The sequence below is a fragment of the Novacetimonas hansenii genome (assembly GCF_014843995.1).
In the GTDB taxonomy this organism is placed as follows: Bacteria; Pseudomonadota; Alphaproteobacteria; order Acetobacterales; family Acetobacteraceae; genus Novacetimonas; species Novacetimonas hansenii.
In genome coordinates this window covers 2,910,689-2,930,495 of record NZ_CP062147.1, presented here as the reverse complement: position 1 = coordinate 2,930,495, position 19,807 = coordinate 2,910,689, and the positions used below count along the sequence as shown (strand labels likewise).

Below are 19,807 nucleotides of genomic sequence, written 5' to 3'. Positions count from 1 at the left end.
TGACTGGTTTTTCCCACGCGATCACCGCATAAAGGGCGCATGAAACTCCGTTTTGCGCCCAGTCCGACCGGACTGATCCATGTTGGCAACGCCCGGCAGGCCATCGCCAACGCCCTGTATGCCCGCCATTATGGTGGGCGGTTCCTTCTGCGTATCGATGATACCGACGTGGCACGTTCCAAGGAGGAATATGTCACGGCATTGCAGGCGGACCTGCAATGGCTGGGCATCGAATGGGATGAATTCGTGCGACAGTCGGACCGGCTGGACCGTTACGCGCTGGCGATTGAACATCTCAAGGCCACCGGGCGGCTGTATCCGTGTTTCGAGAGCGAGCAGGAACTTGCCTCCAAGCGTGAGGCACGGATTCGCGCGCGAAAGCCGCCGATCTATGACCGTGCGATGCTCAAACTGACACCGCAGCAGCGCGCGCAGGCCGAAGCCAATGGGAAGATGCCGTACTGGCGCTTCCGCCTGTCGGACCGCATGGTGCGCTGGGATGATATGGTGATGGGCGAAAGCCGGGTGAAGCTGCCGTCGATTTCCGATCCCGTGCTGGTCCGCGCGGACGGGACGGTGCTGTATACGCTGGCTTCCGTCGTGGATGATATCGAAACCGGCATCACCCATGTGGTGCGGGGGGAAGATCACGTTACCAATACCGGCGTGCAGATTGATATTGCCGTGGCCCTGGGGGTTGCGGCGGACCATTTCCGCTTTGCCCACCTGCCTTTGCTGCTTGATGAAGGTGGGGGCAAGCTGTCGAAGCGTTTCGATGGCCTGTCGCTGCGTTCCCTGCGTCAGGACGGGATCGAGCCCTCGGCCGTTGTCTCCTACCTTGCCCGGCTGGGCAGTGCGGATGACCCGGAACCGATGTCTTTCGCCGATCAGGCGGCAGGTTATGACCTGTCGCGCGTTTCACGTTCCGCCGCGCGGTTCGACATGCGCCAGCTTCTGGGGCTGAACCGCCGCATCATGCACGCCATGCCGTTCGAGGAGGTGCGCCCACGCCTGCCCGAAGGTGCGACGGAGGCCTTCTGGCTGGCGGTGCGGGGCAATGTGGACATGATTGGCGAACTGCGCCACTGGTGGGATGTGGTGGCCGGGTCCATCGTTCCCCCCGTCATGGAGGCGCAGGAGCGTGACTACCTGCTAAAGGCCGTGGAGCTGCTGCCTGCGGAGCCATGGGATGAACAGACATGGAAGACATGGACCACTGCCCTGAAAGAGGTAACGGGCCGTATGGGCAAGGCCCTGTTCCATCCGTTGCGTCTTGCCCTGACGGGGGAAGAAAAGGGGCCGGAGATGCGCGACCTGCTGCCGTTGATGGGATATGACCGCGTGGCCGGACGCCTGCGGATCGCGGCGCGATAGCCAGAAAGCACGGCACCGCCCCGCCGCCCCGGGGTTTGGCAAGGGACATTGCCCTTTGCCAAACCTGATGGCGGGGGATCAGGCCATGAAATTTGATAAGGTGTTCTGAGACCTTTGGAGGACACCGCCTTTTTTGAAGACAAGGCGGCCGCCGGAAGCTTTTGTTACTTCCCAATCCTCTGTTTCAATATCCCGGATTACTGCTGCCGCGCCTTGCGCCCGCGCGCCAGTTCCGTCACCACCCCATGCAGCGTGCGCAGTTCCTGTTCGGTCACTTCGCCCCGTTCGAAGAAATGACGCAGGTTGCGCACCATGCCGGGGCGCTTCTGCTCATTTCGCAGGAACCCGCATTCGTCAAGATCACCGATCAGGTGACGCATGAAATTATCCAGTTCCCCCTTGGTCGCGACATGGGTTTCGTTGGTCATCAGCTCACGTGGCGGGGTATCGTCCTGCGTCATCCACCATTCATAGGCCATGATCATTACCGCCTGCGCCAGGTTCAGCGACATGAACGCGGGATTGAGCGGATAGCGGATCAGCGCATCGGCGCGGGCCATGTCCTCGTTATCAAGGCCCGCGCGTTCCGGCCCGAACAGCAGTCCCGTACGCAGCCCCCGGCGCGAGATCGCGCGCAGTTCGGCGGCGCCACCCCGTGCGGTCATCACCGGCTTGACGATATGGCGCGGGCGCGGACAGGTGGCAAAGACATGGTGCAGGTCGGCCACCGCGTCCCCAACCGTGTCAAACACGGTCGCGGATTCAAGGATACGGTCCGCGCCAGAGGCCGCGCGCCAGGCCCGTTCCTGCGGCCATCCGTCACGTGGCGCGACAAGACGCATGTGGAACAGCCCGCCATTGGCCATGGCGCGTGCGGTCGTACCGATATTTTCGGCCATCTGCGGGCGGACCAGGATGATAACCGGGCTGTTGCCAATGGGGCCGATATCCGCCCCGCCGTCACGTCCGGTCATGCTGTCCTCCATGTCGTGCCGCCGGGCCCGTCTTCCAATGCGATGCCCTGTTGCGCCAGTTCGTCGCGGATGGCGTCGGCGCGGGCGAAATCGCGTGCCTTGCGTGCCGCCAGCCGTTCGTCGATCAGGGCCTGGATCTTTGCCGTGTCAAGCTGCGCATCGCCGCGGAACCATGTGTCGGGCGTACTGCCCAGCAACCCGATCAGCTGTCCGGCCGCCCGCAGGTCGCGCGCGGCCTGCGCATCACCCGCCAGCGCCCGGTCCGCCATGGCATGCATTTCGGCAATGGCCGCGGGTGTGTTAAGATCCTCGCACAGCGCACGTACGAAAACATCCGGCGGTGGGGTTGTCCCGGCTGCGTCCCCATCGTTCAGCATTGCCAGCGCACGATAGAACCGGTCGAGCGTCTGGCGTGCATCGTCCAGCCCGTCGCGTGTGAAGTTCAGCACCGAACGGTACTGCGCCCGCAGCAACAGCAGGCGCAGCGCCTCTGCCGGGGTGTCGCGCAGTACATCGCGCACGGTCAGGAAGTTGCCGAGGGACTTCGACATCTTTTCCCCATCCACCAGCAGCATCGCATTATGCACCCAGTGGTTGGCAAAACGCCCGTGCGGATGGCAGCACATGCTTTGCGCGCGTTCGTTTTCATGATGGGGGAACAAAAGGTCCGACCCACCACCATGGATATCGAAACTTTCGCCAAGGTAATGATACGACATGGCGGAACATTCAATGTGCCAGCCCGGACGACCCCGGCCCCATGGGCTGTCCCATCCCGGCGTATCCACGTCAGAGGGTTTCCATAGCACGAAATCACCCGGCGCGCGCTTGTAATCCGCGACGTCCACCCGTGCGCCCGCCATCAGGTCATCGGCGCTGCGGCCCGACAGCCCGCCATAATCGGGATAATCCGCCACAGAAAACAGGACATGGCCTTCGGCTTCATACGCGTGGCCATTGTCGATCAGTTCGCTGATCATGCGCTGCATCTGTTCGATATGGTGGGTGGCGCGCGGTTCAATGTCGGGTGGCAGGATGGAGACCGCCGCAAGGTCCTGATGGAAATCGTGGATGGTCCGCGCCGTCAGGGCCGTAATGGGTTCGTTGTTTTCGCGCGCGCGCGCATTGATCTTGTCATCCACGTCCGTGATGTTGCGGACATAGGTGACGTGCGGATACAGGTGGCGCAACAGGCGCACCAGCACGTCCGCCGTGACCATCGCGCGCAGGTTGCCGATATGCGCAAGGTCATAGACGGTCGGCCCGCAGTAATAGACACGGACATTTTCAGGGTCGAGCGGCGTGAACGCAACCGTCTTGCGGCTTTTGCTGTCATGCAGGCTCAGGCGGGGCATTGTGTCGGACATGATGCGCCTAGATGCGCCAGACAACGGGCCTGACGCAATACTCTTGTGGGGTGGAAAACAAAGCGGCGGTGGGCGGGCCGTCAGCCGATTTCCTGGCCGATCTGCTTGATGTCGTGAAAGGCGAGTTCGGGTTGCCCTTCCGCCGTGCGCCGCATCATGAACGCCGAAGAGGCAAGGAAGACCGGATCGCCGTCGATATCATCGGCCATGGCGCTGCGGTTGACGCTACAGAACGTCTCCAGCCGTTCGCGTGGGCCGGTGACCCAGCGAGCCAGGTTATAGGGCGTCGATTCGAAACCGATCGACACGCCATATTCCCCCTTCAGCCGCGCCTGAAGCACATCAAGCTGTAGCGTGCCGACCACGCCGACAATCGGGGGGGAGCCGTCCTGCGGCCGGAAAAGCTGCACCACGCCTTCTTCGGCCAGTTCCGTCAGGGCCTGGCGCAGTTTCTTGGCCTTCATCGCATCGTCAAGACGGACACGACGCAGGATTTCCGGTGCGAAATAGGGCACGCCGGTGAACCGCAGGTCCTCGCCCTCGGTCAGGGTGTCGCCAATGCGCAGGGTGCCGTGGTTGGGAATGCCCACCACGTCACCGGCAAAGGCTTCCTCCGCCAACTGGCGGTCGCGGGCGAAAAAGAACTGTGGTGTGTGCAGGGCGAACTGTTTGCCGATGCGGACATGCTTGAGCCGCATGCCACGTTGCAGGCGCCCCGAACAGATGCGCGCGAACGCCATGCGGTCGCGATGGTTGGGGTCCATGTTCGCCTGGATCTTGAACACCAGCGCGGTCATCGCCTCTTCATCCGCATGGACGCTGCGGGTTTCGGTTGCCTGGTCGCGCGGCGGCGGCCCGAACGAGGCCAGCGCGTCAAGCAGGTCGGTCACGCCGATTTCCTTCATCGCACTGCCGAAGAATACGGGCGTCAGGTGGCCGGCGTTGAAGCTTTCGAGGTCGAATTCCGGCAAGGCCGCCTGGGCAAGTTCAAGTTCCTCGGCCAACTGGAGCATGCGTGGGTCCGACGGGTCGAGTGTGCTGGTGGTGTGCAGTTCACGGCGGTAGATGTCATAGGTGCCGACGAATTTCGCAGCCCGCCCCACCGGCCAGGTCGCGGGCGAGGTATCAAGCGCCAGCGAGGACGAAATCTCGTCCAGCAGGGCGAACGGGTCCTGTGCCTCGCGGTCCATCTTGTTGATGAAGGTGACAATGGGAATGTCACGCAGGCGGCAGATCTCGAACAGCTTGCGCGTGCGCGCCTCGATCCCCTTGGCCGCGTCGATCACCATTACCGCCGCGTCAACTGCCGTCAGCGTGCGGTAGGTATCTTCGGAGAAGTCTTCATGGCCCGGCGTGTCGAGCAGGTTGAAGATGCAGTCGCCATATTCGAATGTCATGACCGAGGTCACGACCGAAATGCCGCGATCGCGTTCGATTCCCATCCAGTCCGAACGTGTGCGCCGGCGTTCGCCCTTGGCCCGCACGTTTCCCGCCATCTGGATCGCGCCACCCGCGCGCAGGATGCGTTCGGTCAGCGTGGTCTTGCCCGCGTCGGGATGCGAAATGATGGCGAATGTCCGGCGGCGTGCGATTTCGTGCGCGATGGAGCCGGGTGCGGCAGGCGGGACGGGATCGGCGGCGGCATTCATGTGCATATACCTTCGTGCGTCGCACCATGCGACGGCACGACAGGGGCGCGCACCGCGGGGGCGCGAACGGCAGGCCACGGAAAACCGGGGCAGGCGATGACGGACCAGTATGACAGGACCCAGTATACAGGGCCCAGTATGAAAAGGCCCACAAACACGGACGCCGGACGTGGAGGCAATGCCCCACGCCCGGCGCCATGACAGCCCGGTTCCGGGTGTGGATCAGCGAGAGTAGAATTCGATGACCAGGTTCGGTTCCATCTGGACCGGATACGGGACATCCGACAGCTTCGCCGTGCGGGTGAAGGTGCCCTTCATCTGGCGATGATCGACTTCCATGTATTCCGGCACTTCGCGTTCGCCGCTCTGCGCTGCGTCAAGCACGATCGCCAGTTGCTTGGACTTTTCACGCACTTCGATCACGTCGCCATCACGCACCAGATAGGACGGGATGTTGACCTTGCGACCGTTGACCGTGATGTGGCCATGGCTGATGAACTGACGTGCCGCGAACGGGGTGATCGCGAACTTCATGCGGTAGACCACCGCATCCAGGCGACGTTCCAGCAGGTCGATCAGGTTTTCAGACGTATCGCCCTTGCGACGGACGGCTTCGTCATAATACTTGCGGAACTGCTTTTCGCCGATGTTGCCGTAATAGCCCTTGAGCTTCTGCTTCGCCATCAGCTGGATGGAGAAGTCGGACGGCTTCTGCTTGCGGCGCTGGCCGTGCTGGCCGGGGCCGTATTCGCGCTTGTTGACCGGGGACTTTGCACGGCCCCACAGGTTGACGCCAAGGCGACGGTTAATCTTGTACTTGCTCTCAAGGCGCTTGCTCATTGCGCGCTCTCTTTCTTCATCTGCATGGCGGGCGACCGGCATCGCGCCGGATCTGCCATGCCATGGTGTGGCACCGGTAGGTCCTGTTCCCCATGAACAGGACGGGCGCGTTCCGCATTAACCGGTGCCGGGGGAGCAATAACCCCTGAATGGCCAAGGCACCGGCCGGTCCGTCCACGTTCCCGGCAGTCGGGCGCGTATAGGGGTACGGCGTGGTGATGTCAATTCCCGCGCGGGGCGGATGGTGTAAAAGCCGGTATCATCATGGCCGGGTTGCCTGTTATGTATCAGGCTTTCCGCCCATTGGGCGACCGATCCGCATGATGCGTTCAGGAATTTGAGGGATTTTCACGATGGACACGCCATTTACACAGCGCTGGAGCCTGTTTTGCGGCCTTGGGGTGGTGCTGGTTCTGCTTGGGTTCGTGGCGTGGGTTGACGCCATCACGGTCACGATGGCCAGTACGATCCTGCTGGGGCTGCTGCTGTTCCTTGGGGGGACGGTACAGCTTGTGCATGCTTTTGTCGTGCGGGACTGGGGTGGGCGGCTGATGTCGATTCTCGGCGGTGCGCTCTATATCCTTGGCGGCACGCTGATGATGGAGGAACCTGCCACCGGTTCCATGGTCATTACCATTTTCCTGTCGGTCTGTCTGGTGGTGTCGGGCATCGGACGCATCATCATGGCGATCCAGCAGCGTGGGCTGAGCGGATGGTGGATGATCCTGATGGGGGGCGTCATCAGCCTTCTGGTGGGGGTGGTGCTCTATCTCATGCTACCGTGGTCGGGGCTGTGGCTGATTGGCACGTTCATTGCCGTCGAACTGATTGCCGCGGGCATCGGCTGGGTGCAGTTCGGGCTGGCGCTGCGGCAGGCGGCTTATCTGCCGCCCGGACAGGGTATGTAACGGGCAAGGTATGTAATGCACAGGGTATGTAACGTGCGGGATCTGTAACCCGCATCGCGACGGGCCATTTCCGCGCACTGTTTTATATTCCGAAGGAAAAAGCATCACCGGCAGATCCCGGCATGGGGCCAGCCCGTTATCGTGGCGCCCGCCCGCCGTTTTCCTGTCGCCCTGTGATGTACAGCCCCGCCGGGTGATCCGGCGGGGCTTTTTTCATGGGGCATATGCGGTGGGTCATAACTTTATCGCAATCGAATATGGACACGATACCGGCCGGACCCTACGCTGGGATGGTCCGCATGACTGGCGACATGAGGTGGGTTGACCACCGGGAAGTGTGGATATGGTTCCGCGCCGCTCGCCTGGGCATTCTCCTGTCATGATCGGAGCATGTGCATGTCTGCGACATCCGGCCCCACAATGCCCCGCCTTGTGGGGATTGGCCTGCTGGCGGCCGCGCTGTTTTCCATTACGTTCGTCCTGAACCGTGCCATGAGCCTGGGCGGTGGCCACTGGGTATGGAGTGCGTCGCTGCGTTATGTCGATATGGCGGTGCTGCTGGCCTTGTGGCTCCTGCTGCGGCGTGGTCCTGCCTATCTGGGGGCGGTCCTGCGCCTTTTTCGCGCACGCTTGGGGTTCTGGCTTCTGGCGGGCGGAATCGGGTTTGGCGTTTTCTATGCCTGCTGCTGCTTTGCCGCCGACCATGCGCCGGGATGGATCGTCGCCGCAACATGGCAGTTGACGATCCTTGCCACCCCGTTCGTGCTGCGTGCATTTGGCGCACGTGTCCCGTTGCATGGCCTGCTGTTCCTGGGCCTGATCTTCCTCGGGGTCGTGATCCTGAACCTGCAACGTGTCTCCACCGGGGTGGGGCTGGCGCAGGTCCTTGCTGGTGTTGTGCCCGTCATGGTGGCGGCAATTGCCTATCCCGTGGGGAACCAGTTGCTTAACCGGGCAAGGCATGCGCGGGACAGCGCGGCTGTGCTGTTATGTGACCCGGTGGCGTCTGTCCTGCTGCTGACGTTGGGGGCGTTGCCGGTTTTCATGGTGCTGATCGTCGCCTTCCGGCCCCCACCACCGGGAATGGGGCAGGTGGGGGCGACTGCCGTGATCGCGCTGGTCGCAGGATGCCTTGCGACGACATTGTTCCTTTATGCCCGCAACCTGTCGAACGATGCCCTGCGCATCGCGGCGGTGGATGCGACGCAGGCTGCGGAAGTGGGGTTTGCCCTTGTGGGGGAGATGTTCATGCTTGGCATGCCCCCGCCCGACCTGCTGGCCTGGGCGGGCCTGTTGGCCGTGATGGGCGGGCTGGTCGGCTTTACGTTACAGGGCAGGAACTGACGGGGCAGGCGGGGGGATAGCGGCGGCCTATCCGTTGCGGCTGGCGTCGGGCTGTGTCGCGGCGGGCAGGTTCAGGATTTCGCGCAGGTGCGCTGCTGTGGTCGCGGCCTCGAACGCAGGGCCGCCGGGCTGGAACTCCCGCGCGGTGGTCAGCGGGCCGACGATCACCGGGTCCATTCCCGCATCCCAGATCAGTCCCTGCACCGTTTCCAGCGCCGCGCGGGAATCGCCCGCCAGCGGGATGCCCAGACGTGGCGGCTTGCGCCATGCCTGGGCGGCGATGGTGGTCATGTCCTCGGAATTGAGGCCGCGGACAACCGCACTGTTGGGAAACAGGTCGCGCGTGGTAATGCCCGCGCCCTGCTGCATCGCCAGCCGTGCGATGCCCCCGTCACGCCAGGAATAGGGGTTGGTGGCGTCGAGGATGACCTTATCCTCGGTATTGCGTCCCAATGTCTGCGCCAGTTGCGGCAGCGCGCCATAGGGCACAGCCAGCACGATGACATCGCCAAACAGCGCCGAATCCGCGGGTGTCCCGGCCCGGGCAAGGGGAAACATTTTTCGTGCAAGGCGCTTTGGCGCGTCCATTCCCCGGGCGGAAAACATGACCTGATGGCCTGCATGCGTCCATAAACGACCCAGCGTTTCCCCCACATGACCTGATCCGATCATCCCGATCCGCATTGGGGCCGTGGCATGGCCCCGCCGTGCGCGGGCGAGTGGGGATAGCAGTGTCGCGATCCCGGCAAGCGTTCCAAGGGCCATGCGGCGGGTCAGCGGGGAAGAAGACATAAGGAACGGGTACCTGGTCCTGTTAGAAGAAATGCAAATGCCGGTGGAGGGTGCGCAGCCCCGCTCCGCATGGGGTGACGCGCATGGCGCCGGCAGAGTATGCGATGGCCGCGATACCTTTGAAACGAAAAAATCATGTCCCCCGGCCCAGCGGGTGGGGCGATGCCGGGGGATGCTGTTGGTGCTTTGGCGCGGGTCCGCTATATTGCGTCATCTATTTCATGTGTCATGGCCCGCAGGAGAGACGCAGATGCCCGACGCCGACAGTCATGCGGATCATCCCCTGTCCGCCAGCCCACAGTCCGTTGCTGCGGATATCGCGCACGAACAGGCGGTTTCAACGGATGTTCCCGATCCCGGCCCCGTGCCGGGCGCACAGCCCCTGGCCCCAGAAACCCGTGACGCGGCGGGCGATGCCGCCGATGCCGCCGCCGTCGCGACAGGGGGCGCTACGGCTGCTGCCGCCGTGCCGCCCGGGATCATGCCGTTCAAGGAACTGCTGCAACTGATGGGGGCGGTTGTCTTTGTCATGGTGTTGCTGGCGATTGGCTGGGCCGCTGCGCATGCGTCCGGGGTCTGGCCCGAATAAGTGGGTATCTGGAAATAATGGATATGGGAAATACATGACCATGTCCTGCGTCATCCCCTGGTCGGCGGATGACGTTGCGCGTTGCTTTTGCAGGGGCGGGGAATGCCGCCTTTATTCAAACGTCAGCGCCTTTTGAAGCAAGGCGCTGGTCAGGAACTTTTGTTGTTTCCAAGAGAGTATTTGGAAACAAACCATTGATGAAAAACAGGAAAAGTTTTTGGGTGTCGCCTTTTTTTTAAAAGGCGACGTCTTCTGAAGCTTTTTGGAAAAAGCTTCACCAAAAACCTTTATAATTTCAGTATGTTATTAAGCATGACTTTTTAAACAGTCCTTTGAATCAAAGACGGCGACCTTTCCCGCCATGTGAGGCAAGCTTCAGCCTGTCGGGGCCTGTGCGTCCAGCAGGGCCTGCAATGCCGCCATATCCGCTGGGGCAAGAGCCTGTGCATGTGCAACATTGGTGCTGACCTGCCGTGCGCTTGTGGCGCCGGCGATGACCGATCCCACGACATCATGTGACAGCAGCCAGCCAAAGGCGAGTGCGGGCAGGTCCAGTTCGCGCTCCGCGCCAAATGTCTTCAGCCGTTCCAGCAACGTCCAGTTCGCATCCGTCAGGTAACGTTCATGCAGATAGGTCCACGCCGCCAGACGACTGCCTGCGGGCGGCGGGGCGTTGCGTTTGTATTTTCCCGTCAGGACGCCACTGGCCAATGGGAAATAGGGCAGAAGCCCCAGCCCGAAATGCCGCATGGCTGGAATAAGGTCATGTTCGGCCCTGCGTGAGAGTAGCGAGAATTCGTCCTGACAACTGATGAATCCGCCCATTCCCGCCGCGCGGGCTGTATGCTGCGCGTCGGCCACCTGCCATGCGGGCAGGTTGGAACAGCCCGCGTACAGGATTTTCCCCGCCCGTGTCAGGTCATCCAGCGCGCGCAGTGTTTCGTCGATCGGGGTGGTGGGATCGGGCATGTGAAGCTGGTAAAGGTCGATATAATCCGTGCGCAGGCGACGCAGGCTGTCTTCCACCGCGCGGCGGATATACCGGCGCGACGCTCCTTGCAGATGTCCATCGGTATCCATGGGCATGCCGAATTTCGTCGCCAGTACGATGTCGCGGCGGCGTGGGCCAAGAATTGCGCCCAGCGCCTCCTCCGATGCGCCCGCATGGGCATCACGGCGGCCATAGACATCGGCCACGTCAAACAGCGTGATCCCGCATTCCAACGCCTGATGGACGACCGCGCGCGACGTGTCGAGGTCAATACGTCCGCCAAGGTTGTTGCATCCCAGCCCGATGGCAGAAACCTGCAGGCCCGAATGGCCCAGATGACGCATCTGCATGGTTTGTCCTTCCTTCGGGTGATGATTGATAAAGACGCCCGGATGCCACCAGTTACCTGAATGGGGCTTACCTGAATGGGTCGGTATTTTTTCAGGTCTTTGCAACTGCGGCAGCGGATATTTTATTTCCAAGTGGTTTTCCGGGTACGGGCCATTATGGCATGTCCAGCCCGATGGAAACCGGGCAATGATCCGACAGGCGTGATTGCAATGTCGGGTCATGTTCGCGATATGTCATGACGCGCAGGCTGTCGGGGTGCAGCCATTGCCGCGCCTGATCGCCAAGCACGATATGGTCGATGAAGTAGTTTCCACCCCAACATGGGCTTGCCAGTCCCACAGTTGGCGCCACCAGCGGACCATTTTCACCCAGCATGGCCAACATGGCGTCGCCGGGGCCAAGCATATGGTTGAAATCGCCCATGATGGCGAAAGGTTCACCTTCATCCTGGCGTTCCATGATCCAGTCCGTCAGGGCGGCGACCTGCCGATACAGGGTGCGGCAGGCGGGACGCCGGTCATCTGGCGCACCATCGCGGCATCCGGCCTTCAGATGTATCACCAGCACACGCAGGCTGGCGCGTCCATCGCCCACCGTGACGTCCAGCCCGCTGCGCAGATGGCGGGGCGCGTCGGGGGGATAGACGTCAATGGCGCGCACATCAGGATGGCGCGTCACGATCAGGCCGCCCCGCACGGCCAGCGCGGTTTTCTGTACCACCCCATCGCCAGAGATGAGGATGCGGTAATCAGGCGCGGGAAACAGACGTGCGGCGAGTTCGGGCGTATCCACTTCTTCCAGTGCTGCGATGTCAGGATGCAGGCGCGCGGCATAGCGGGCCAGCCGCACGATGTCCGCCATGTCACGTGGACGCACGTCATCGGGCAAGGCGCGGTCCCCCGCCGGACGGGTGGTCAGCCAGTCGAGGTTCCATGTGGACAGCCGCAAGGGCATGGCATGGGCCATCATTGGCATATGGCCCCCCGTGATCAGGACCATCAGTAAAAACACGAACGGGCGCGGCAGGCGGGACATGCCCGACCTTACCGCGCCCGTGACCGCAACGCAGGGGTTAATGGGAGAAAAGGATCAGGCCGATTGCGCCTGTGCCGCAGCCGTAGAGGCACGCAGCGTCTCGATCGCGTCATGCACGCTGACGAAATGGCGCGAGGTTTCGTCAAGGATCACGACTTCGCCGCTGGGAATGTCATAGAACCAGCCCTGCAACGTCAGTGTATTGCGCGCCAGGCCCGCCGCCACCGCCGGATGCGTACGCAGGTGCGAGATCTGCAAAAGCACATTCTGTTCCGCAAGGCTGCGCACGGAGGCCGGGCCAGCGTCGGAGACCTCCAGCACGGCGCGGGCGGCTTCGGCGTTACGCAGCCACGAGGCAACGGTCGGCATCTTCGCCAGCTTTGACGGGTCGGGGTCCAGCAGCGCCTTCATCGCGCCGCAATCCGAATGCCCGCAAACGATGATGTGCGAGACCTTGAGCGCGAGAACCGCATATTCGATGGCCGATGACACACCACCCAGCATCTCCCCATAGGCGGGGACGATGTTGCCGATATTGCGCAGGACGAACAGTTCGCCGGGCTTGGTCTGTGTAATCAGGCTTGGGTTCACGCGGCTGTCGGCGCAGGCGATGAACAGGGTGCCGGGTGCCTGCTGGTCTGCAAGGCTGGCGAACAGGTCGCGGTTCTTCGGAAAGACCTCGGTATTGAAACGTTCCACGCCATGCAGAAGGTCAATCAGGGTTTCACGGGCATTCGTATCGGTCATGTCGGCACTCCTGTCACGTTATGTCCGGAACGGTAACACTCAATCATGAACAGGGTCCTGATATGAAGTGTTATTCTTATTTCCTATACATTTTAATGCATGAAGTAAACAGATGTTCCCGGTGGAAGTGATTTAGAAATACTATGTAAATGTAATTAAAAAATGTTCATCTTTATAGAGGGTATCGTTAATAAATATGGGTGCCAATGGTTATATTATACTGAAACAGGTGCCTGCGGATCGGGACGTTACAAAAAAGGCGGAGCCATTGGCCCCGCCCTTCATGGTAATAACGACGTAATAACGCTCTGGGGGCAGGATTTCAGCCCTGAAGCATCTGGGGCAGCGCCGCGCGGATCGCATCAAGTGCTGCCTGCGCCTTGCTGATGTCCGGGCCGCCGGCCTGCGCCATGTCCCGCCGGCCACCGCCGCCCTTGCCGCCCATTGCCGCGCTTGCGATCCGTACCAGCGCCACGGCATCCACCTGTTCCGCACGGTCGGTGGTGACGGCGACGACAATGCTGCCTTTGCCATCGGCGGTGGAGACAAGTGCTACCACGCCAGAGCCGATTTCCTTGCGCAGGGAATCCGCCAGCGGCTTGAGCTCCTTGGGCGGCAGGTCGCCCACGTTGCGTGCGACAAAGCTGGTTCCGGCCACGTCCTCGACCTTGGGCGTGCCGTCACCACCGGCGGCAAGCTTGCGTTGCAGGTCGGACAACTGGCGTTCCATGACCCTGCGTTCCTCCAGCAGCGCGGCAAGGCGTTCGGGGGCTTCCGCCGGGGTGACGCGCATCATCGCCGCCATCTGGAACAGGCGCTGTTCCGTGGTGACGGCCGCTGTTTCCGCCGCCTTGCCGGTCACGGCTTCGATACGGCGCACACCGGAGGAGACGCCATTTTCCGCCGTGATACGGAACAGGCCGATATCGCCCGTGCGCCGCACATGCGTGCCACCGCACAGTTCGATCGACCAGGCCGCGCGCCCGTCTTCTGGTCCACCCATCGATACCACACGGACTTCGTCACCATATTTTTCACCAAACAGGGCCATCGCCCCCTGTTCGATCGCCTCATCGGGTGTCATGTGACGGGTCGTGACCTCGGTGTTCTCGCGGATGCGGGCGTTCACCTCGGCCTCGATATCCGCCAGTTCCTCTGGCGTGATCGGCCGCGGCTGGCTGACGTCAAAGCGCAGACGGTCCGGGGCGTTCAGGCTGCCTTTTTGCGTCACATGTGCGCCAAGGCGACGGCGCAGCGCCTCGTGCAGCAGGTGTGTGGCGGAATGGTGCGCGCGGATCGCGCTGCGCCGTTCGTGGTCCACACGGGCGGTGACGGCATCACCGGGATGGACTGTCCCGTCGATCACGGTGCCGGTATGCACCAGCAGATCGCCCAGTTTTTTCTGCGTATCGGTTATGGCGATTTTCAGGCCCTTGGCCGTGATCGTGCCGGTATCGCCCACCTGGCCGCCGCTTTCGCCATAAAATGGCGTCTGGTTCAGCAGGATTTCCACCTTTGTGCCCGGGCCTGCGGCATCGACGCTGGCGCCATCGACAATGACGGCCTGTATTTCGGCATCAGAGATTTCGGTCGTATAGCCAAGGAATTCAGAGGCGCCGAATTTATCGCGGGCCTCGAACCAGATGGTTTCTGTGGCGCTGTCACCTGATCCGCTCCATGCCGCGCGGGCGCGCTGGCGCTGGACTTCCATGGCCTCGTCAAAACCTGCGACATCCACCCCATGATGGCTGTTGCGCAGCGCATCCTGTGTCAGGTCGAGTGGGAAGCCGAACGTATCATACAGCTTGAACGCCACCGCGCCCGGCAGTGGCGCACCTGCGGCAAGATTGGCCGTTTCGTCCTCCAGCAGCGCAAGGCCGCGTTCGAGCATCGCCTTGAAACGCTCTTCTTCCCCGCGCATCGTCTCTTCGATCAGGGCACGTGCCTGCACCAGTTCGGGATAGGCGCCGCCCATCTGGCGTATCAGGGCGGGCACAAGTTTATAGAAGGTGGGTTCGGTCGTGCCCATCATATGCAGATGACGCATGGCGCGGCGCATGATGCGGCGCAGGACATAGCCGCGCCCGTCCTTGGACGGCAGGACACCATCAGCAATCAGGAAGGAAGTGGAACGCAGATGGTCGGCCACCACGCGGTGGCTGGCATTGAAGGGCCCATCCGGGTCCTGTCCCGTAACCTCGGCAGAGGCAAGGATCAGCGCGCGGAAGGTATCGATGTCATAATTGTCGCGCTTGCCCTGCAGGATCGCGGCAAAGCGTTCCAGGCCCAGCCCGGTGTCGATCGACGGGCGGGGCAGGGGGGAGCGCACGCCGGGCGGGTTTTCGAAATACTGCATGAACACGAGGTTCCATATTTCGGTAAACCGGTCCCCGTCCTCATCGGGTGATCCCGGTGGTCCACCGGCCACTTCCGGCCCATGGTCATAGAAGATTTCCGAACATGGTCCGCATGGCCCCGTATCGCCCATGCGCCAGAAATTGTCGGTGGTCGGGATGCGGATGATGCGGCTGTCGGGCAGGCCCGCGATCTTGCGCCACAGGGCGGCGGCTTCCTCGTCTTCGGAATAGACGGTGGTCAGCAGCCGGTCCTTTGACAGGCCGAACGTGCCTGTCACCAGTTTCCATGCCAGTTCGATGGCTTCGGCCTTGAAATAATCGCCGAAGGAGAAATTGCCCATCATCTCGAAGAAAGTATGATGCCGTGCGGTATAGCCGACATTGTCGAGGTCGTTATGCTTTCCGCCCGCACGCACGACCTTCTGCGCCGTGGTGGCGCGGCAGTAGGGGCGGGTTTCCTGGCCGGTAAAGACATTCTTGAACTGGACCATGCCTGCATTGGTGAACAGCAACGTCGGGTCGTTGTTGGGAACCAGTGACGAGGATGGAACGATCTGGTGTCCGTTCGCGGCGAAATAGTCCAAAAAGGTGGCGCGAATGTCATTTGTTGTTGGCATGGCGGAAAACAGACGATCCTGTGGTGAAAGAAATTGCGGTCTTGGTTCCCTTCACCTAGCGCACGCGTAACGCCACAGGAAGGGTATACATGACCCGGCCCGCCACATGATGTCGTGTGCCGAAACCGGGCGCGTAATGTAGCCGCGTATGAAGACGAGGAAAATGGACATGACATGGGATGCGCAACGTGACTGGCCCCTGCTGGAATCTGGACTGGCGGGGCGGTTGCGCCGGGATTGCATGGAGGAATGGGAACGCTTCATCCACCATCCTTTTGTCAGGGGGCTGGCCGATGGGACATTGCCGGAAAATGCGTTCCAGAACTTCCTGATTCAGGATTACCTCTATCTGGTCCAGTATACCCGTGCCTGTGCGCTGTCGGTTCATAAATCGACAACGGTGGAGGACATGCGCGCTGCTGCTGCTCTGGTATCGGGCATCCTGGATACGGAACTGCCGCTGCATGTGAACTATTGCAAGGGATGGGGCATTGACGAGGACATGTTGCGTCGCGCGCCGGAATCCCTCGAACTTCTGGCCTATAGCCGCTTTATCCTTGATCGTGCGCAGACGGGGGATCTGCTGGACCTGCTGGTGACACTGGCGCCATGCATGATCGGATATGGGGAAATCGGGGCGCGCCTGCATGCCGATCCTGCGACCCGGCGCGACGGCAATCCCTACTGGTCCTGGATCGCGTTATATGGCGGTCAGGAATTCACTGACCTGGTGGAGGGGGGAATCCATCGTCTGAATATGGTGGGCGCGCAATATGGGGCCGATGCCCGCTATCCCATGCTCCGGGCGGAGTTCAACACGGCAGTTCGCCTGGAGGCCGCCTTTTGGGAGGCTGGACAAGGTGTCGGTGCATAATAATGCATTGATAAATAATGGAAAAACTTGGAATCATTGTCTTGTTTCTTAAAGTCGATCTTTTCCAAGGCTTCCCTGCAAAAACGTCATCAAAACTTTTATTATTTTACGACGTGTCGTCAGTTAAGCAGGATGATGATTGAGGCGAACTGCACGGCTGCGAGGAAGGTCGATTTCAGTTTATCGTAGCGGGTTGCGATAGCGCGAAACTGCTTGAGTTTATTGAAGAACCTCTCAACAAGGTTCCGTTCGCGGTAGAGAGAAAAATCGGTTTTCCGTCGTGTCGTTCTGTTGCGTTTTGGCGGGATGACCGGGGTAATCCCGCGCTGTATCAGCCGATCGATCAACTTGTCCGCGTCATACGCCTTGTCAGCAAGGAAAGCATCAGGGTCGATGTTTTCCAGAAGTGGTTCTGCCTGGGTGATATCGGCATCCTGTCCCGGTGTGATACCGAGCTCCACCGGATTGCCCAGAGCGTCGCAGATGGCGTGGATCTTTGTGGTCAGTCCGCCCCGGGATCGTCCAATGGCCTGATCCGTGCCCCTTTTTTGAGAGCTCTGGCGCTGTGCTGATGCGCCCGGACAATCGTGCTGTCGATCATCATGTATTCATTGTCGTGATCGGCCGCCAGATAACAAAATATCTGTTCGATGACGCCGCTTTCACACCAGCGGCGCAGACGCCGGTGCACGTTTTTCCAGTCACCGAAACGGGCAGGAAGGTCGCGCCATGGAATACCCGCGCGATAGCGATACAGCACCGCCTCCACGAACAGACGGTTGTCCACCGCAGTGCCGCCGACATAGCCTTCTCGACAGGGGAGAAGATCCTTTATCCGCTCCCACTGGTCATCGCATAAACTATAGCGCCGCATCTGTCTGTCTCCTCCAAAAAACGGAAAAACAGTCAGCACACGCAGACATTAAGTACAACCCTCACGTGCCACACTCAGGGACTAACTGACGACACGCCGTAAGAACAAAGAACTCTCCAAGGGGTCGCATCAGGAAGCCGAGAAGGAATCCGTCAGGCGGGGGTATGCAGTTCCCTGCCAAGTTCGCGCAGGCCGCTGGCCGGAAAGGTAGCCTGCGGCTGCCCCGGCACATCGACGCGGAAGGTAAACAGCCCCCCCGTCTGCGGCTGTGTGGCCAGCACGTCGTCCGACAGCCCCTTGCGCGCCGTCGTAACGAACACCGTGCGGTAATCCGCCCCACCAAAAGCAATCTTGGTGACATTACGCGCGGGGACAATAACTGGCGGCAGGCCCTGTCCATCGGGCAGGAAACGCGCAATCCGGCCGCCCCCCCAAACCCCGACCCACAGGCATCCGGCGCTGTCCACGACCACGCCATCGGGATACCCATCCGTCAGGCGGGCAAAAACACGGCGATTCGACAACATGCCATCATCGGACAGGTCAAAGGCATAAATGGATTGCTGCTGCGAATCGTTATGATACAGCGTCCGCCCATCGGGGGAGAGCGCGGGACCATTCGTCACCACATACCCCTCGTCCTGCCGCACGATCCGCAGGCTGCCATCAGCCTGGCGCGTGACGGAATACAGGGCGCCAGATGGGGAAGTTTCCCCGTCATCCATGGTGCCAAACCACAGGCGGCCGCGCGGGTCCACATATCCGTCATTGATCCGGTTTCCCGGCTGTTCAGGTTCCACCACCGCCTGTGCGCTGAAATGTCCGGTCCGGGGATCGAACACATGCAGGCCGTCCTGTAACCCGCACATGAAGGTGCCATCCGCGACGGGCACAAGGAAACCCGGACGATGCGGCGCCTTCCACGAGGCCTGCGCCCCGGTGGCGGGGACATGGCGATGGATGGCCGACCCGACGATATCCACGAAATAGAGCGCCTGCTCAGCCTCTGCCCAGACCGGGCCTTCACCAAGCTGCGCCTTGAGATCCCATGCGCATTGCGGTGTCATCGTGTCCATGCTGCTTCCTTTGCGGATATATCGGATGGGTGGGACTCTATCGCAAAATGCCATGATGCGTGCATCCCCCCATCTGGCCCATGCCCCCTTCCACGCGGTCATGGCCAAGACTTTTGGCGCGATATCCTGTAGCCTGCGTGTTGATTGATCCCTTCGCCCCCAACCCGATGGATAACGACGCCATGAACCCGACCGCCTGCATCCTGGTTATCGGTAACGAGATCCTGTCCGGACGGACGCAGGACGTGAATGTGCAATATATTGCCCACCGCCTGACGCAACTGGGCATCAGCCTGCGGGAGGTACGGATCATTCCCGATATCCGCCCCGTGATTGTCAATGTCGTGACCGAAGCGCGCGCGGCCTATGACCATGTTTTCACCACGGGCGGGATCGGCCCGACGCATGATGACATCACCTCATCTTGCGTGGCCGACGCATTCGGCGTGCCATGGGCCCCCCACCCCGAAACGTTCGCCCTGCTGGAAAAACATTTCGCACCGGGTGATTTCAACGCCGCGCGCCAGCGTATGGCCACCCTGCCGGAAGGGGCGACCCCCATTCGCAATCCCATCTCCATCGCACCGGGCTTCACCATGGGGAACGTGCATGTCATGGCGGGGGTGCCCCGCATCATGCGCGCCATGTTCGAGGAAATCGCCCCGACCCTGCGTCACGGCACGCCGGTCACATCACGCAGTTGGCATGCATTCGGCCTGTATGAAGGGGCATTGGCGGCGAATCTGGAAAACATCCAGAATGCCCATCCCGATATTGATATCGGTTCTTACCCGTTCCACGACCATGACGGGCATGGCGGCGTGGCCTTGGTGTGCAAGGGACTGGACATGGACGAAGTCACGCAGGTCGCCCGCGATATCGAGGCCATGATCCGGGAAATGGGTTTCACACCGCTGGAAGGTGAACCCGCGCACAAGGCATGAAGCCCCCTGCTTCAACGCCTTCACGCCTTGTGTAGAAACGGATGTCGGGGAGCTATAGCGCCCTGCACGTCGCCTTATTCCAAGGCGACGGATTTTGGGGCGTT

The 19,807-nt window shown here is 61.4% G+C and carries 16 protein-coding genes, 1 pseudogene and 1 riboswitch; of the genes and pseudogenes, 6 read left to right on the top strand and 11 right to left on the bottom strand.

Annotated features, from left to right (window positions below):
• The first annotated feature begins 39 nt into the window (after positions 1-39).
• Complete coding sequence (gltX, locus tag IFJ82_RS12780; RefSeq protein ID WP_192264834.1) at positions 40-1,374, top strand: glutamate--tRNA ligase; 1,335 nt, start codon at positions 40-42, stop codon at positions 1,372-1,374.
• Between the two features lie 197 nt (positions 1,375-1,571).
• Here gltX and IFJ82_RS12775 read toward each other — a convergent pair whose 3' ends face one another.
• From IFJ82_RS12775 to rpsD, 4 genes are all read right to left on the bottom strand, one after another.
• Positions 1,572-2,348 (bottom strand): RNA methyltransferase, encoded by a 777-nt coding sequence (locus IFJ82_RS12775; protein WP_003618018.1) that lies wholly within the window; start codon positions 2,346-2,348, stop codon positions 1,572-1,574.
• On the bottom strand, positions 2,345-3,715 hold the full coding sequence (gene cysS, locus IFJ82_RS12770; protein WP_192264832.1) for a cysteine--tRNA ligase: 1,371 nt from the start codon (positions 3,713-3,715) through the stop codon (positions 2,345-2,347). Before cysS ends, IFJ82_RS12775 begins: the two co-directional genes overlap by 4 nt.
• Positions 3,716-3,795: 80 nt before the next feature.
• On the bottom strand, positions 3,796-5,364 hold the full coding sequence (locus tag IFJ82_RS12765; protein WP_040510468.1) for a peptide chain release factor 3: 1,569 nt from the start codon (positions 5,362-5,364) through the stop codon (positions 3,796-3,798).
• Between the two features lie 222 nt (positions 5,365-5,586).
• On the bottom strand, positions 5,587-6,204 hold the full coding sequence (rpsD, locus tag IFJ82_RS12760) for a 30S ribosomal protein S4 (protein ID WP_003618022.1): 618 nt from the start codon (positions 6,202-6,204) through the stop codon (positions 5,587-5,589).
• A 353-nt stretch (positions 6,205-6,557) separates the two neighbouring features.
• Between rpsD and IFJ82_RS12755 the strand changes: the two genes are divergently transcribed.
• On the top strand, positions 6,558-7,112 hold the full coding sequence (locus IFJ82_RS12755; protein WP_192264830.1) for an HdeD family acid-resistance protein: 555 nt from the start codon (positions 6,558-6,560) through the stop codon (positions 7,110-7,112).
• Between the two features lie 289 nt (positions 7,113-7,401).
• Positions 7,402-7,487: riboswitch (ZMP/ZTP riboswitch) on the top strand.
• A gap of 15 nt (positions 7,488-7,502) precedes the next feature.
• Positions 7,503-8,456 carry a DMT family transporter gene (locus tag IFJ82_RS12750; protein WP_003618025.1) on the top strand — a complete coding sequence of 318 codons (954 nt, stop codon included), beginning with the start codon at positions 7,503-7,505 and terminating at the stop codon, positions 8,454-8,456.
• A 27-nt stretch (positions 8,457-8,483) separates the two neighbouring features.
• Here the strand turns inward: IFJ82_RS12750 and IFJ82_RS12745 are convergent, their stop codons facing one another.
• Entirely contained in the window at positions 8,484-9,248 is a 765-nt protein-coding gene (locus IFJ82_RS12745; RefSeq protein WP_192264828.1) for an NADPH-dependent F420 reductase, read from the bottom strand.
• A gap of 250 nt (positions 9,249-9,498) precedes the next feature.
• Here IFJ82_RS12745 and IFJ82_RS12740 point away from each other — a divergent pair, with 250 nt between their 5' ends.
• Positions 9,499-9,837 carry a hypothetical protein gene (locus IFJ82_RS12740; RefSeq protein WP_075624076.1) on the top strand — a complete coding sequence of 113 codons (339 nt, stop codon included), beginning with the start codon at positions 9,499-9,501 and terminating at the stop codon, positions 9,835-9,837.
• A gap of 375 nt (positions 9,838-10,212) precedes the next feature.
• Here IFJ82_RS12740 and IFJ82_RS12735 read toward each other — a convergent pair whose 3' ends face one another.
• From IFJ82_RS12735 to alaS, 4 genes are all read right to left on the bottom strand, one after another.
• Positions 10,213-11,178 (bottom strand): aldo/keto reductase, encoded by a 966-nt coding sequence (locus IFJ82_RS12735; protein ID WP_192264826.1) that lies wholly within the window; start codon positions 11,176-11,178, stop codon positions 10,213-10,215.
• 154 nt (positions 11,179-11,332) lie between these two features.
• Positions 11,333-12,214 carry an endonuclease/exonuclease/phosphatase family protein gene (locus IFJ82_RS12730; protein ID WP_003618029.1) on the bottom strand — a complete coding sequence of 294 codons (882 nt, stop codon included), beginning with the start codon at positions 12,212-12,214 and terminating at the stop codon, positions 11,333-11,335.
• Positions 12,215-12,268: 54 nt separating this feature from the next.
• Positions 12,269-12,961 carry a carbonic anhydrase gene (locus IFJ82_RS12725; RefSeq protein WP_003618032.1) on the bottom strand — a complete coding sequence of 231 codons (693 nt, stop codon included), beginning with the start codon at positions 12,959-12,961 and terminating at the stop codon, positions 12,269-12,271.
• A gap of 322 nt (positions 12,962-13,283) precedes the next feature.
• Positions 13,284-15,935, bottom strand: a complete 2,652-nt coding sequence (alaS, locus tag IFJ82_RS12720) for an alanine--tRNA ligase (RefSeq protein WP_075624074.1) — start codon at positions 15,933-15,935, stop codon at positions 13,284-13,286.
• 169 nt (positions 15,936-16,104) lie between these two features.
• Between alaS and tenA the strand changes: the two genes are divergently transcribed.
• Positions 16,105-16,809, top strand: coding sequence for a thiaminase II (gene tenA, locus IFJ82_RS12715; RefSeq protein WP_225578665.1), 705 nt, complete (start codon positions 16,105-16,107; stop codon positions 16,807-16,809).
• A gap of 119 nt (positions 16,810-16,928) precedes the next feature.
• On the opposite strand, the pseudogene IFJ82_RS12710 reads toward tenA, so the two are convergent.
• Positions 16,929-17,683: pseudogene (locus IFJ82_RS12710) on the bottom strand (IS5 family transposase).
• A 152-nt stretch (positions 17,684-17,835) separates the two neighbouring features.
• Positions 17,836-18,759: an SMP-30/gluconolactonase/LRE family protein gene (locus IFJ82_RS12705; RefSeq protein WP_003618035.1), complete on the bottom strand. Its 924-nt coding sequence runs from the start codon at positions 18,757-18,759 to the stop codon at positions 17,836-17,838.
• A gap of 167 nt (positions 18,760-18,926) precedes the next feature.
• Here IFJ82_RS12705 and IFJ82_RS12700 point away from each other — a divergent pair, with 167 nt between their 5' ends.
• On the top strand, positions 18,927-19,703 hold the full coding sequence (locus IFJ82_RS12700) for a competence/damage-inducible protein A (protein ID WP_408887755.1): 777 nt from the start codon (positions 18,927-18,929) through the stop codon (positions 19,701-19,703).
• The last annotated feature ends 104 nt before the right edge of the window (positions 19,704-19,807 follow it).

What these genes read in the sequence shown, in the direction of transcription:
- IFJ82_RS12735 (WP_192264826.1), bottom strand. Translation starts at nt 11,178, where the DNA reads ATGCAGATGCGTCATCTGGGCCATTCGGGCCTGCAGGTTTCTGCCATC.
- IFJ82_RS12745 (WP_192264828.1), bottom strand. Translation starts at nt 9,248, where the DNA reads ATGTCTTCTTCCCCGCTGACCCGCCGCATGGCCCTTGGAACGCTTGCC.
- IFJ82_RS12705 (WP_003618035.1), bottom strand. Translation starts at nt 18,759, where the DNA reads ATGGACACGATGACACCGCAATGCGCATGGGATCTCAAGGCGCAGCTT.
- gltX (WP_192264834.1), top strand. Translation starts at nt 40, where the DNA reads ATGAAACTCCGTTTTGCGCCCAGTCCGACCGGACTGATCCATGTTGGC.
- IFJ82_RS12750 (WP_003618025.1), top strand. Translation starts at nt 7,503, where the DNA reads ATGTGCATGTCTGCGACATCCGGCCCCACAATGCCCCGCCTTGTGGGG.
- cysS (WP_192264832.1), bottom strand. Translation starts at nt 3,715, where the DNA reads ATGTCCGACACAATGCCCCGCCTGAGCCTGCATGACAGCAAAAGCCGC.
- IFJ82_RS12740 (WP_075624076.1), top strand. Translation starts at nt 9,499, where the DNA reads ATGCCCGACGCCGACAGTCATGCGGATCATCCCCTGTCCGCCAGCCCA.
- IFJ82_RS12725 (WP_003618032.1), bottom strand. Translation starts at nt 12,961, where the DNA reads ATGACCGATACGAATGCCCGTGAAACCCTGATTGACCTTCTGCATGGC.
- IFJ82_RS12755 (WP_192264830.1), top strand. Translation starts at nt 6,558, where the DNA reads ATGGACACGCCATTTACACAGCGCTGGAGCCTGTTTTGCGGCCTTGGG.
- rpsD (WP_003618022.1), bottom strand. Translation starts at nt 6,204, where the DNA reads ATGAGCAAGCGCCTTGAGAGCAAGTACAAGATTAACCGTCGCCTTGGC.
- IFJ82_RS12775 (WP_003618018.1), bottom strand. Translation starts at nt 2,348, where the DNA reads ATGACCGGACGTGACGGCGGGGCGGATATCGGCCCCATTGGCAACAGC.
- IFJ82_RS12730 (WP_003618029.1), bottom strand. Translation starts at nt 12,214, where the DNA reads ATGTCCCGCCTGCCGCGCCCGTTCGTGTTTTTACTGATGGTCCTGATC.
- IFJ82_RS12700 (WP_408887755.1), top strand. Translation starts at nt 18,927, where the DNA reads ATGGATAACGACGCCATGAACCCGACCGCCTGCATCCTGGTTATCGGT.
- tenA (WP_225578665.1), top strand. Translation starts at nt 16,105, where the DNA reads ATGACATGGGATGCGCAACGTGACTGGCCCCTGCTGGAATCTGGACTG.
- IFJ82_RS12765 (WP_040510468.1), bottom strand. Translation starts at nt 5,364, where the DNA reads ATGAATGCCGCCGCCGATCCCGTCCCGCCTGCCGCACCCGGCTCCATC.
- alaS (WP_075624074.1), bottom strand. Translation starts at nt 15,935, where the DNA reads ATGCCAACAACAAATGACATTCGCGCCACCTTTTTGGACTATTTCGCC.